The sequence below is a fragment of the Rhodococcus marinonascens NBRC 14363 genome, from assembly GCF_001894885.1.
In the GTDB taxonomy this organism is placed as follows: Bacteria; Actinomycetota; Actinomycetes; order Mycobacteriales; family Mycobacteriaceae; genus Rhodococcus_F; species Rhodococcus_F marinonascens.
Window position 1 is genome coordinate 115546 of the sequence record NZ_BCXB01000007.1, and the last position, 12663, is coordinate 128208.

Here is a 12663-nt window from a genome sequence, read left to right on the forward strand (position 1 = left end):
GGCGGTGATCGCCGCTACCGTGTAGAGGGAAAGAAGGCGATTCGTTGCCCACCCGGACGGAGCAGACATGCAAGAATTCGACCTGGATTCGAGCGTGAACCACGATTGGGCCCAGTTCCAGCGGCGCCTCGCGGACTACCTGGCAGCAATGCAGGACGAGGACCTTCTGGTGCTCGAATCGGGATTTGAGGAACTCGACGAATCCGAGGGGCTGAGTCCGTGCGTCCAGTTCCTCGTCTGGGACGGTGACACGGTGCGTTGCGAACTGCCGTCGAACCACCGCCTACATCCCGCCCGCAGACTGTCCGATGCCGAACAGACCTACCTCACAGAACTCGGCTGGAACCGGCCCACCCGCGGTCCGGACGACAAATCCGACGACGGCTCTCCCGCGTTCTACATCGACAAGAAGCTGTCGTGGTCCGACCAACTGGCGGCGATGACGGTGGCGGCATTCCGCGACGTATGGGGAGTGCCGCACCCGTCGTTCCTTAGCACCGAAACGTCCCTCACCGATCCTGCAGTCCCGTTCGACCCGATCGCGGTGCGACCGCCGCTCGTGGAAGACGTCGACCCTGCTTCAGCCGTTCTGCCACGTGACGTCGAGCATCTGCAGGAGTTGATCATGCTCTCGCTCGTGCCGCTGCTCGGTCTGCTTCCCGAACGCGACCCCGACGGCGACGTTCCGATCCGGATGGGCAACACCATCCTGTTCGTCGGGCCGGTCGCCGACTCCTTCGACGTGCAACTGTTCGCGCCACTGATCTACGACATCAGCGATCGCACCCGGGCCGCCGAGGTCACCGGTGACCTGAACCGCACCTGGTCGCGGATCAAGTTCATCCTGGTGGACGACCGGTTGTCGGCTTTCCTGGAGGTGCCGGGCAACCCGTTCGTTCCGCAGCATCTGACCGACACCTGCAACTTGTTCTCCGAATTTCTCGAGACCGTCGACGACGAGTTCTCGAAGCGATTCGGCGGGAAGCTGTCTTTCTATCGCGACAACTCCGGTGATGAGGAACCCGTCGCCGACACCCCCATGACGGCTGCTGATCTGCCGAAGGAACTTCTCACCCTGTTCCACCTCGATCCCGGGTTCGTAGCCAATATCGATCCGACTGCCGTCGCCGACGTCTGCGGTCACGACCGCGTCCGGATTCTCACGCTCCTCGACACCTGCACCGCTTGGGTTACTCACCTCCGCGACAACGACGATTCGACGGCAGAGCATTGGGAGCGGATCGTGGGCGCCCTGCGCGACACCCTCCGGACTGTCGTGCTGCCGCCGACGACTTCCGCTCCCGAACCCAAGCCGCAACCCGAGCAGACTGGCGTGTTCAACAGCCCCGAGGAGCGAACCCCGTTCGACGACGATCCGTCTTAGCGGCAAGTGTTTCCGCAATCGGTTCAGGCTTTCCGAGATATGGCGTAACGTTTGCTCTATCGGAGCCGTCCAGGTTCCGCATTCAGGGATGGTCCATGGCTGACAAATCGCCCCGCAATTCCATGTCGAAGAAATCTGGCAAATCGCTGAAGGAGAAGCGCGCCGACAAGAAGACGAAGACGACCGGTCAGAACGACGCGGAGATCGTCTCGCACGTTAAGAAGCGCTGATCGGGCGAATCCGCCTACACTCTGAGCCGCCACAGCGATGGCACTTACCGCCTCCGCACGCAGCGGAGGTCGTGGTGCTGCGCAGAGCGACGACTCAGAACGGTCGCCATTCCGCACGATCAAGTGCAAAACTGCGCGAAGACCGGCCCTCAGCGGATCGGTCTCGCATACCCTCGACCTCAGCATTTCCCGCAACAGGGTGACGATGCCGTCGGCAGGCATGTCGTTCGCTTGGAGGAATCGTTCCAATCCTCTGAGAGAAGGCACGGAACCGTCTGGAGCCGCTCGCCCATCACGCAGACATCCAGTTACCAACAGCGAAACTTGGCTCTGCACCGCACCTCTCAGGGTTGCTGTGTGCTCGATGTGCCCCTGGTGCACTGACGCGACCTCAAGCCTCAGTTTCCGGGGGCGCCCGATCAGGCGTTGGACCAGTCGAACTCGTAGGCGATCCAGTTGGTATCGGCGTAGTCGAGGTGGAGGCCCTCGGCCTCGATCTCAAAGGTTCCGATGCCGCACTCACCCTTCTTCCAGATGAAGCCGTCGGGCAGCACGATCTGAGCCTGGTGGTCCTCCCCGGTCACCGAGTTCTTCAAGGAATCACCAGTGGCACGGCCCAAACCTTCGGCAATCATGGTTACCTTCACCCCGGTGCCCTCGAAACTGATTGGTGCCCTTACCAGGCCGACAACCTCGAAGGTTCCGCCGAGGAGACCCCACGGGTCGCAGCCGAGTTGGCCGGTGAGGATCTGATGCAGGCTATCTACCTGATCCTCGCTGGTGTCGGGCGCAACGATCAACACCGTCCTGCCGCCCCCGTCATGAATGGCGCCGGGCCAATCGAGGACCGCGATCGCCGTCACCCCGGCGAGGTCGACGTCTCCGCACGAGCCTTCGAGAATGTCGAAGCCAAGCATGCCCTTGCAGCTGCCGTCTGCTGAACTCGGGACCCGAAGAAATTGCAGGCACAGCCTGGCGCGCAGTTGCAGAACTCGTAACCGCGACCCTCGAGGGCCCACCTAGTGCGCTGTTCGGTAGTCGACATTTTCAAGCCTCTCTTTCACACGATGTTCCCGATGAGAGCCGGGTAGAGCACGAGAGCAGCACCGAGAACGAGCAATCCAGCCGCAGCAACCCGGGCCAGCACATCTCCGAATGGGGCCGCCTTCTCGAGTAGGATCAGGACGGCAAGGGCAATCATCCACCCCAACGACATGGTGCCCAGGGCAACTAGTAGGGCCATCAGCATCCAGCAACAGCCGAGGCAGTAGACCCCGTGCCGACCACCGGCCAGCGCCGCCCCGACCGGCCGGTCGAGATTCCGGCCGTGGTGGAGAAAGAAGGCCAGCGGCGAACGGCAATGACGCAGGCACAACGACTTCAGCGGCGTCAACTGATAGACCGACGCCCCGATGGCGACCGCACCGGCGAAGCGGGCCGCCCACGGACTCGCCTCTGCCAGCGGCCCATTCAAGCGCCGCCAAAGGAAGTACGCCGGGATGCCCACCGCGCTCCACACCACCAAGTAGCCGCCGACGAACACCCCTACGGGCGCTGCGGCGCCCCGTACAACTGCCAGTGCGTACAAACGGACCACCGGCAGGATGGCCGGCAGCATCATCGCCGCCATCATGGCGACCCACGCAAGAAGGAAGGCCGCGAACGACATCGTCGCCATCGCAGAGGATCCCATGTGTCCCACGCCGGCGACGGTCCACCACCATCCGAGTGCAGCGACGAACAGCAGAGAGTGAGGCAGCCACAGGCCCACCGACCACCGCGCAACACCTTTGCCCGCTCTCAACTCCGACATCTGCCGCTGAGACATTGCCTCGGTGTGCCCCGATTGATCATGCGACGCCAGTATCGGCGCGATTCGGAACCCACACACCCGTTGCATGCGCGACCCGGTTCCCTCCAACATGAAGTTTCTTTGCGCGGTGATCGCTACGCCCGGCCACCAAATGCTATGGACCAAAATAGATACGGAGAACTAGTTGCACACCCCGGATGGATCTCGCATCCCCTCGACCTCGCATTCCCGCAACAAGGTGACGATGCCGTCTGCAGGCATGTCGTTCGCCCCGATCATGACGATCTGCGTCGAGGGAATTGTCCGGTTCCACGGAACATCGGGCGTGATTGAGGCCCGGCGGCCCACGACCTGGAGGATCGAGCGGCGGTGGGGTTCGTCAGTGCTCGACACCACGCCCTTCATTCGGTAGACGCTGCTGGGCAGCCCTTTCGCCACCACCATCAGCCGTTGCAGATCGAGCGGTGCCGCTGTGGTGAAACTGCTTGTCGCGAATTGGGAACCGTGTGGGTGCTGCGTGTCATGCCCACGTTCCTCGTCGCACATCAGTCCAGCGTCGACAGCCCGGTCGAGGCCGAGTAGTACGTCGAGCGGCACATCACCGTAGGTGGCGGGGACGTAACGAATGCGGTGCACTCGATTGTTGATCCACGCCTGCACCTCGTTGACGCGCTCTGACGACACAAGGTCGGTCTTGTTCAGCACGACGAGGTCGGCGCAGACGATCTGACGCAGCTTGTGTTCCATCAGATCCGGGATATCCAGGAACTGCTCGCAGTCGAGCACCGTGATGATCCCGTCGAGCCGAAGTCGAGCGTCGAACATCTCCTGCGAGAACGTCATGGCCAAGCTCATTGGCTCCGCCACACCACTCGCCTCGAGCACGATGTGCTCCGGCCTGATGTCGCGCTCGAGCAGGGCGACGGTCGCGGCCACGAGATCGTCCCGCACCTCACAGCACACACACCCGTTGGCCAGCGAGACCATCTCGCCGGCCACACCCACGACGAGATCCGCGTCGATGTTGATCGCGCCGAAATCGTTGACGAGCACGGCGATCTTGCGGCCGTGCTCGCCTGTCAGGATGCGATTGAGCAGAGTGGTCTTTCCCGCACCCAGGAACCCTGTGAGCACGGTCATCGGCACGACGACCCTTGACGGCGCGTGACCCGACGCGGTCATCGACCCCTCGTCGCGCGCGTCAGTCGACGTCATACCCAAAGTTTTCCATGATCTGCCGAATAGGCATCGTCAGCGGGTCGGGAAGCTGGACCAGCGGCTCCTTGTACACATCCGGCGGGTAGTACTTGTGCGGATCGATCTCCAGATCCCGAGTGAGCTGCTCCTGCTGATCTTCTCGTAGCAGACGAGGACGGGGGAGAACCAGTTCCTCGGGGACGTCCGGCCTTCCCAAAACCTTGCGGAAGTCGGGGATTCGAGATCCGGTCAGGCCCGGGAGCACCGCCTTACGTATCCAGATCGCGTCGGAGGTCACGTTGACCGTCACGACGTCGGGGGCGCCGAACGCTAAGAACCCATCCCAGTGTGCGCGAATACCGGCAACGGTCTCAGCGACCAGGTCTTCTTCGAACTCGATATGCGTCACCATGCCGATTCGTGGGTTGACCTGCTTCATCAGGTAGCCTGCCGCATAGTGCGGGGTGTGATGGGTGTCGATCGTGTAGTTGTAGAGCCATTCGGGCAACCCGTACTTCTGCTGGATCAATCTCGCCGTGTCGGTCTGACATTCCGTCACGAACACGTCAGCGCCTGCCGCGTACTCGGCGGTCAGTTCGTCGGGTCGACCGTCACCCGTCCACACGAAGCTGAGCCCATTCCAATCGAGTCGATACGCGCTCGCCCCGTCTTTGGCGTGCGAGCGTCGCCAGTGCCTGACCTGCGCACCGTTGCGGTCGAAGCAGACGCCGTTCTCGTCCTTCCAATCGAACTCATTCACGTCAACTTCGTATCCATCACCGATCGGGAATTGATCGAAAGCCTCGAGATGCCACCGAAGCATCTGCTTCATGCCATCGACCATCCCCTGCGTACCCAGTTCGGGGGTTCTACCGGACGGGCCGTGGACACGGAGCGGGGTGTACCTACCGGACCATGCGGAGAACGGAAGAAGGTAGGAAAGGTCGTGGTAGTGGTCGACGTGCAGGTGGCTGAGAAAGATGTCGTTGATCTCCTGCTGGGGCACCTGCATCGAGATGATGTTGCGCAGACAGCCTGGACCGAAGTCGAAGAAAAGCCGCTCGCCGTTGCCCAATTCGACCATGATCGACGTTCCTGCCTGATCCCGCCGCGGTGGGAACGGCGTCGAACCGACGAACGAGATCCGCATCTCGTCGGGGCCGAGTTCTTCGGTGCCCGGATAGTACTGATTCCGGCTATTCACCGAAGGGGTCGGCTTGAAATATTCGGGCAGACTTATCCCTGTGCCGGGGCCGCCACCGTATGGATTCGTTGGCATACCACAAATACTTCCACAGTCAACAACCGGGGCTACCGTCATTCAATATACGAGGCTATCCGCTTTCCAAATTTCTGGATGAGCGTTCGAGTGGGCGACGGGACCTCACGAGGGGCACTACCCGGGCGACAACTCCTGCGCGCCGAGCCGCCACAGCGACGTCAGTTCCCGCTTACGCGCGGCGAAAAGGGCGTCGCTGCGGTCGGCGATCTTGCCGTGCCTTGGTCTGACGTCCCGGCGCTCGAGAACTCTCAGCCCGGCGGCATCGATCATGGTCAGCAATTCGTCTCGGGTCCGCAGTCCCAGGTGCTCTGCGATGTCGGACAGGATGAGCCAGCCCTCTCCCCCGGGCTCGAGGTGCTCGGCCAGTCCATGTAGGAACCCGCTGAGCATGTGACTGTCCGGATCGTATATCGCGTTTTCTATAGGGGAGGTCGGCCGAGCGGGGATCCACGGCGGATTGCACACGACCAGAGGTGCGCGACCTTCCGGAAATAGGTCCGCTTCCACCACCTGCACCCGGTCGGCGTAGCCGAGCCGGTGCAGATTCGCCCTCGCGCAGGCGAGCGCCTTCACGTCGAGTTCGGTCGCGATCACCTTCTCGACCCCGCGATGGGCGAGGACGGCCGCCAGCACGCCCGTTCCGGTGCCAATGTCGAAGGCGGACGCAAGAGACGGCAGCGGGGTGTCGGCCACGAGGTCCACGTACTCGCCTCGGATGGGTGAGAACACGCCGTAGCCGGGATGGATGCGGGCACCGAGTACCGGGATCTCGACGCCCTTCTTCTGCCATTCGTGGGCACCGACAGCCCCCAACAGATCACGCAGAGTGGTGACGGTGGGCTGATCCGTCGGCCCGTACGCCTCGAGCACGGCCTGCCGCACGTCGGGGGCGCGTCGCAGCGGAACGGTCTGGTCGGCGTCGAACGGCACCAACAGCATTCCGAGAATGCCGGCCCTCCTCGACTGCGTCTGCCGGTGCAGGTGGAAGGCGGTGGCGGGGTCGGTGGAAGTCTTTCGGGTCTTGCGGTCGGTCCGGGCAGCGACCGCGGTGCCGAGTTGGCGGGCGTTGTGGAAATCTCCGCGCCACAGCAGCGCCGTCCCCTCGCACGCGAGTCGGTAGGCCTCGTCCGCTGTCATCGAGTCGTCGGCCACCAGGATCTTCTTCGGCGGCGTCGCACCGCCGGTGGACCGCCACACCGCCGAATGTTCGATGCCGTCCTCGGTCCAGCGGACGAACTCGGTTTTCATGAGGGAGAGCCTATGCCTCTTCGCGGTGCGTGGTTGACGAGCGCGGGGCTCCTCAACCACGCACGACGGCCGAGCCGTCAACCACGCACGCCGGCCGTCTAGCGTGCAGCGGCGAGGCGGGTCTCGGCGACGGCGTCTGCCGCGGCACCGGCGAGGATGCCTTCACGCTTGGCGACATCGAGAATCTGCACGACGGTGGCGAAGATCTTCTCCACCTGTGTGCGGACATCTTTGGTCGACGTTCCGAGCCGCTCACCGGCGACCTGAATGAGCCCGCCGCCGTTGGCGACGTAGTCCGGGACCCAGATGATGCCGCGGTCGGCGAGATCGTGTTCGACAGCCGTGTCCGCCAGCTGGTTATTGGCGGCTCCGCAGATCACCTCAGCGGTGATGGCGGCTACGGACTCACCGGTGAGCGTGGCACCCATCGCGCAGGGGGCATAGACGTCGACCGCCCTGTCAATGACGGCCGGTGCGATCGTGACCTCACGGTAGTCCCGCGCGACCCGTTCGAGGGCGGCAGCGTTGACGTCGGTCGCCACCACCGACGCGCCGTCGGCGAGCAGGAGCTTGATCAGTTGGTAGCCGACCTTGCCGGCGCCCTCGACACCTACGGTCCGTCCGGCGAGACTCGGGCTTCCCCACTTGGCCTGGGCGGCAGCCCTCATGCCGTGGAACACGCCGAGCGCAGTCATCGGGGCACTGTCGCCGGAACCACCTGCCGCGGTGTTGCATCCAACGACGTAGTCGGTTGCACGGCCCATGACGTCGAGGTCGTCGGAGTTGGTGCCCACGTCACCGGCGGTGATGTAGCGGCCGCCGAGTGTCTGCACGAAGCGTGCGTAGGCCTCGAGCAGCGCCTCCGATTTCCCGGTGGCCGGGTCGCCGATGATGACGGCCTTACCGCCGCCGAGGTCGACTCCGGCGATGGCCGATTTGTAGGTCATGCCGCGGGAGAGTCGCAGTACGTCCTTCAGGGCCGCGGCCTCGTCCGCGTATGGGTAGTAGCGGGTGCCTCCGAGGGCCGGTCCGAGCGTGGTGTCGTGAATGGCGATGATCGCCTTGAGGCCTGTAGCCGGGTCCTGGAAGAAGGTCACCTGCTCGTGCGCGGAATCGGCGGGGAAATCGGTACGTTCGAACACTCCGACGTTCCGGTGCAGTTCGGTGTCGTAACGTTCCGCAGTGAGAGTCATCTGTTCTCAGGGCCTTTCGAAATCTGTATTGATTGTGATGGAGGAGACGTCCACGCCGAGTTCGGTGAGACGTTGGAGGTAGACGGCGACGTTGCGCAATTTCACGTCCTCGTAGCCCCGCACGAAGTCGGGTGTCGCGGCGATCAGCATGGCGGTGTCGTAGCTTCCGGCGGAGAGGTCTGCGATCAGCCCCGTCACTGTCGTCTCGTAATGCGCGAGCAGCTGTCGCTCGAGCTGACGGACTTTGGCGTAGCCGAACGGGTCGAATGCGGTGCCGCGCAGGAATTTCGCCTTGGAAAGTGCCTTGAGTGCAACGTGCGAGCGGGGGCCGAAACCGATCTTGCTCTTGCGGCCCAGAGCTTTCAGGACCGGCGGGTGCAGCTTGTAGGTGAGCTTGCCCGCGCCGGGCACCTCGCCGGCGGCCGCCTCGAGGAAGGCGGGATCGGTAAGCATCCGGGCCACTTCGTACTCGTCCTTGTAAGCGGTGAGCTTGTGCAGCCCCTCCGCGACGGCCTCACTGAATTCGGTGCGGTAACCGAGCGTGCGCTCAGCGTCCCATGCCCGCTGCACGAGGGCGAGGTACCGGGCCGCAACGCGATCGCCTTGGAACGCGACCAGGTTGGCGGCGCGGCGCTGCGTCAGCTCGAGAGTTGCGCCGCCGAGAGTGGACCCGGCGAACAGGTGGGTTGGGACGACGGTGTCGCTACGCTGCGGCACGCCAGCCGGTCCGGTGGCCGCGAGGAACGCCGCACGGTCGGCGACAGCAACGCGTCCCCAGTGGAATGCTGCCTTGTTGGACTCCACCGCCACACCGTTGATCTCGAGGGCCTCCTCGATGAAGCGAACGGGAACGGGCAGCCCGCCGGCCTGATACGCCGCACCGACCAACAGGAAGTTTGCGGCGGCGGTGCTGCCGAACAGTGCCGTGGCGGCAGCGAGCCCGTCGATCGCGGTCAGTTCGCGGGAGGAAACGTCGAGACGCTCGAGCAACTTTCCCTCGTCGGGGTAGCGGACGGCCGGGTCGTACACCATGTCACCGGTCGGGGTCTGACTCGTCGACGCGATGGTAACCGTGCGGTCGGAACTGCCGAAACCGGCGTACTTGGCGTCGGCCGCGGTCAGCAGGTCGAACGCGAGAACGCAGTCGGCGGTGGCCGGGCTGATCCTGTTGGAGGGCGCAGCACCCCCGGACCGCATCTTCCCGTCGCTGAGCCGAAGGTGTGACGTGACCGGTCCGGCTTTCTGGCTCAGACCGGTCTGGTCGAGGCCTTCGACATGCAGTCCGGCTCGCAGGGCCGCCATGCCCAGGACCTGGTTGACGGTGACGATGCCCGTTCCGCCAACACCGGCCATGAACAGGTTGTGCGTTCCGGTCCACACCGAGGTGACGGGATCGCCGACCTCAGGCGGGGTGGGCACCTCGCGCCGCCTCTCGGCTGCGCCTCCTTCTGGCAACTCGACCGTCACGAACGACGGGCAGTCGCCCTCGAGGCAGGAGTAGTCGGTGTTGCAAGTGGTCTGATCAATTTTGGTCTTGCGCCCGAACTCGGTGTCGACGGGCTGCACCGAAAGGCAGTTCGATTTCACACCGCAATCACCACAGCCTTCGCAGACGGCCTCGTTGATGACGACGCGGGTGCGTCGAGCGGGTAGCTTGCCACGCTTGCGCTTGCGGCGAGCCTCGGCAGCGCACTGCTGGTCGAAGATCAGCACGGTGACGCCCTCGATGTCACGCAGGACGCGCTGCGCCTCGTCGAGACGGCTGCGGTCCCACACCACAGTGCCCTCGGCGAAATGGGCGCCCTTGTGCCGCTTCGGTTCCTCGGCGCACACGATGATCTTCTCGACGCCCTCGGACGCCAGCTTGTGGGTCAGCTGCGGCACGGTCAGCCCGGCCTCGGCATCCTGAGCGCCGGTCATCGCGACTACGGAGTTGTAGAGAACTTTGTAGGTGATGTTGACGCCGGCGGCGACGCATGCCTGGACGGCGAGCTGGCCGGAGTGGAAATACGTTCCGTCGCCAACATTCTGGAAGAGGTGTTTGACGTCGGTGAACGGGGCCTGTCCGATCCACTGAGCGCCCTCACCGCCCATCTGAGTGAGCATCGTGACGGCGCTGTCGGTGCGGCCCGACATCGTGACCAGGGTGTGGCAGCCGATACCGCCACCAGCGATCGATCCTTCGGGCACTGCGGTGGACCGGTTGTGCGGGCAGCCGGAGCAGAAATAGGGGGTACGGGAGGTCGGGAGGACGGTCAGCTCGAGACGCGGCAGCGGCGCCGGAGTCAGTGCAACCCGGCCCGCGAGGACGCGGCGCAACGGTCCGGCGAGACGGGCGGCGGTCAGTTCGCCGTCGACAGGAATCAGGGCCTTGCCCTGGTCGTTCTTCTTGCCCAGCACGGCAGGAGTACTCGCACCGCCGTAGAGGATGTCCTTGAGTTGCGATTCGACGAACGGCATCTTTTCCTCGACGACGAGGATTTGCTCGACGCCGTCGGCAAGTTCACGGACCTTGCCCGCACCGAGTGGATAGGGCATTCCGATCTGGAGGATGCGGATGCCTGCGTCCTCGAGTTCGGGGTCGCCGAGACCGAGATCGAGCAATGCCTGGCGCAGCGAGTCATAGGCGGTGCCGACGGCGGCGATACCCAGCCAGGCCGCGGGCGGGTTCACTTCGAGTCGGTCGATGTCATTGGCGGCGCTGAACGCCTCCACCATCGCCCAGCGTGGCCCGTAGAGGTCGGCCTCGGCGAGGACACTGTCCGGCGGGGACGCCATGATTCGCTGCTGGTAGGTCCAGGGCCGGCCGTTCCACTCGATCTCGGGCAGGACGATGTCGAGATCGGCGAAGTTGCGGTCCAGGGTCCAGAGCCCGTCGGCCACGTCGGCGACGATCTTCATTCCCACCCAGCAACCCGAGACCCGGGACAGCGCAATGCCGTAGAGGCCGTATGTGATGACTTCCTCGGCATTGCGCGGGAAGAACACGGGCATGCCCATCGCGGCCATGGACCGCTCACTGGCGCAAGGAATAGTGGAGGACTTGGCGTTGGGATCGTCACCGACAAGGGCGAGGACACCGCCGCGCGGGTTGGCCCCGTACATCGCGGCATGCCGGATGGAGTCGCTGGCACGGTCAAGGCCGGGACCCTTCCCATACCAGACGCCGACGACGCCGTCGTGGGTGCGCTCGCCTGCCGGAAGGTCGACCTGGCTGCCCCAGACGGAGGTCGCTGCCAGTTCCTCGTTCATGCCGGGCACGAACTTCACGTCGTGGTCGGTGCGCAGCGTGGGGATGGCGGCGATGGTGCGGTCGAGGCCGGCGAGGGGGCTGCCCTGGTAGCCGGACACGAAGCTCGCGACGCGCAGTCCGGCACGGCGATCGCGCTCATGCTGTTCCACCAACTGACGAGCGATGGCCTGGACGCCGGTCATCAGCACCGGACCCGAATCGGCCCGGTATCGATCGGCGAGATCAAAGGATGCTGCAATGGGGCGAGCGTCGTCTAGCTGGGTCATCTGCGAGTCCCGATCCGTCGCGTTTGATCAAATAGTGAAATTAATCATGTAGCTTGTTCACAATTCAGGCAATGCAATCCGGATCAACTGATCAGTTCACGCAGCGCGTGACGGCCGTCACTTCCAGGAGGTACCCAAAGTGCTCAGCATCGACAAGCTAGACGCACAGTTGCTCGGGCTGCTCGGCCACGACTCTCGGATGAGCGTCGCCGAACTCGCCAACTCACTAGGTGTTGCTCGCAACACGGTTCAGTCCCGCATGAAACGCATGGAGACCAGCGGGCTGCTCACCGGATTTCGCCCGAATCTCGACCTCGCGAGGGTCGGTATTCCGATCCAGGCGTTCGTGGGACTCGAAGTCGAACAGGGCAAGCTGACCGCCGTCGGCAATCGCCTCGTCGATCTCTCGGAGGTCATCGAGATCCACGCGACCACCGGCCGCGAGGACCTGCTGGTGCGGGTGGCCACGTCTACACACGCGGAACTGCAGAAACTGCTCGAGCGAATCGCGAACCTGCCGGGCATCTCTCATTCGACTACCACAATCGCACTCACCAGCCCACTGTCGTATCGGATTCAACCGCTGCTCGAGCAACTCACCGATGACTCCGGGTGGGGCAGATCCACAGCCCTGCCCACTCCCCGCCCGCGGACCGGTGCAGTTGTTCCACAGCGTGAGTGAGAGCCAGCGTCGGTCAGAGCCAGAGTCAGCGCCAGTGAGAGTCAGCGCCAGTGAGAGTCAGCGCCAGTGAGAGTCAGAGACGTACTGCCTTACTCCAAGCGCCCTTCACCCAGAC

At 64.1% G+C, this 12663-nt stretch carries 10 protein-coding genes; 3 read left to right on the top strand and 7 right to left on the bottom strand.

Features of this window, described 5'->3' with window-relative positions:
- The first annotated feature begins 67 nt into the window (after window positions 1-67).
- Both RM2_RS07780 and RM2_RS25600 read left to right on the top strand, forming a co-directional pair.
- Window positions 68-1384, top strand: coding sequence for a T3SS (YopN, CesT) and YbjN peptide-binding chaperone 1 (locus RM2_RS07780; protein ID WP_072688255.1), 1317 nt, complete (start codon window positions 68-70; stop codon window positions 1382-1384).
- Between the two features lie 95 nt (window positions 1385-1479).
- A complete protein-coding gene (locus RM2_RS25600) occupies window positions 1480-1614 on the top strand; it encodes a hypothetical protein (RefSeq protein ID WP_281250402.1) in 135 nt (44 codons plus the stop codon).
- A gap of 419 nt (window positions 1615-2033) precedes the next feature.
- Here the strand turns inward: RM2_RS25600 and RM2_RS07785 are convergent, their stop codons facing one another.
- The 7 genes from RM2_RS07785 to RM2_RS07815 all read right to left on the bottom strand — a co-directional run bounded on the left by RM2_RS07785 (window position 2034) and on the right by RM2_RS07815 (window position 11866).
- Entirely contained in the window at window positions 2034-2633 is a 600-nt protein-coding gene (locus RM2_RS07785) for a DUF1326 domain-containing protein (RefSeq protein WP_281250403.1), read from the bottom strand.
- Window positions 2634-2674: 41 nt separating this feature from the next.
- Complete coding sequence (locus RM2_RS07790; protein WP_072688304.1) at window positions 2675-3442, bottom strand: DUF2182 domain-containing protein; 768 nt, start codon at window positions 3440-3442, stop codon at window positions 2675-2677.
- Window positions 3443-3607: 165 nt separating this feature from the next.
- Complete coding sequence (locus tag RM2_RS07795; RefSeq protein WP_084721677.1) at window positions 3608-4642, bottom strand: CobW family GTP-binding protein; 1035 nt, start codon at window positions 4640-4642, stop codon at window positions 3608-3610.
- Window positions 4629-5903, bottom strand: a complete 1275-nt coding sequence (gntH, locus tag RM2_RS07800) for a guanitoxin biosynthesis MBL fold metallo-hydrolase GntH (RefSeq protein WP_218017213.1) — start codon at window positions 5901-5903, stop codon at window positions 4629-4631. The genes RM2_RS07795 and gntH overlap by 14 nt, the downstream gene beginning before the upstream one ends.
- Window positions 5904-6020: 117 nt before the next feature.
- Window positions 6021-7154, bottom strand: coding sequence for a methyltransferase (locus RM2_RS07805; RefSeq protein WP_072688258.1), 1134 nt, complete (start codon window positions 7152-7154; stop codon window positions 6021-6023).
- 98 nt (window positions 7155-7252) lie between these two features.
- Window positions 7253-8347, bottom strand: coding sequence for a Glu/Leu/Phe/Val family dehydrogenase (locus RM2_RS07810; RefSeq protein WP_072688259.1), 1095 nt, complete (start codon window positions 8345-8347; stop codon window positions 7253-7255).
- Window positions 8348-8353: 6 nt separating this feature from the next.
- On the bottom strand, window positions 8354-11866 hold the full coding sequence (locus RM2_RS07815; protein ID WP_072688260.1) for an indolepyruvate ferredoxin oxidoreductase family protein: 3513 nt from the start codon (window positions 11864-11866) through the stop codon (window positions 8354-8356).
- A 139-nt stretch (window positions 11867-12005) separates the two neighbouring features.
- Between RM2_RS07815 and RM2_RS07820 the strand changes: the two genes are divergently transcribed.
- Entirely contained in the window at window positions 12006-12548 is a 543-nt protein-coding gene (locus RM2_RS07820; protein ID WP_072688261.1) for an Lrp/AsnC family transcriptional regulator, read from the top strand.
- Window positions 12549-12663: the final 115 nt, after the last annotated feature.

Bases quoted from the DNA above. Each gene is read 5' to 3' on its own strand.
- RM2_RS07795 (WP_084721677.1), bottom strand. From the start codon at position 4,642: ATGACGTCGACTGACGCGCGCGACGAGGGGTCGATGACCGCGTCGGGT.
- RM2_RS07780 (WP_072688255.1), top strand. From the start codon at position 68: ATGCAAGAATTCGACCTGGATTCGAGCGTGAACCACGATTGGGCCCAG.
- gntH (WP_218017213.1), bottom strand. From the start codon at position 5,903: ATGCCAACGAATCCATACGGTGGCGGCCCCGGCACAGGGATAAGTCTG.
- RM2_RS25600 (WP_281250402.1), top strand. From the start codon at position 1,480: ATGGCTGACAAATCGCCCCGCAATTCCATGTCGAAGAAATCTGGCAAA.
- RM2_RS07790 (WP_072688304.1), bottom strand. From the start codon at position 3,442: ATGTCTCAGCGGCAGATGTCGGAGTTGAGAGCGGGCAAAGGTGTTGCG.
- RM2_RS07805 (WP_072688258.1), bottom strand. From the start codon at position 7,154: ATGAAAACCGAGTTCGTCCGCTGGACCGAGGACGGCATCGAACATTCG.
- RM2_RS07815 (WP_072688260.1), bottom strand. From the start codon at position 11,866: ATGACCCAGCTAGACGACGCTCGCCCCATTGCAGCATCCTTTGATCTC.
- RM2_RS07810 (WP_072688259.1), bottom strand. From the start codon at position 8,347: ATGACTCTCACTGCGGAACGTTACGACACCGAACTGCACCGGAACGTC.